The organism is Mesorhizobium sp. M1A.T.Ca.IN.004.03.1.1, assembly GCF_003997555.1.
Taxonomy (GTDB): Bacteria; Pseudomonadota; Alphaproteobacteria; order Rhizobiales; family Rhizobiaceae; genus Mesorhizobium.
In genome coordinates this window covers 1-258 of the sequence record NZ_RZTV01000575.1, presented here as the reverse complement: position 1 = coordinate 258, position 258 = coordinate 1, and the positions used below count along the sequence as shown (strand labels likewise).

General features: G+C 58.9%; 1 protein-coding gene. It reads right to left on the bottom strand.

Annotated features, from left to right (window positions below; genetic code table 11):
• Positions 1-248 (bottom strand): Gfo/Idh/MocA family oxidoreductase (locus tag EOD29_RS32935; protein ID WP_164764004.1); only part of this gene is annotated, 248 nt, incomplete at its 3' end.
• Positions 249-258: the final 10 nt, after the last annotated feature.

The window sequence follows — 258 nt, the reverse complement described above, 5'->3', positions numbered from 1 at the left end:
GCCTGCAGCGCGACGGCGACATGGGCTTTCGGGATGGTCAGATTGACGATGATTTCGACCTTGGGATCGGCGAGGAGTTCCTCGACGGACTTGACGGGCACGTTGAATTCGGCAGCCTTCGCCTCTGCCAGTTCCCGGTTGAGATCGGCGACGCCCCGAATGTCGAGAATGGGGAAGGATGCCATCGCCGTGAGATAGGCGCCCGAAATATTGCCGCATCCGATGATGCCGATACCGACTTTGTCCATGAATTCCTCC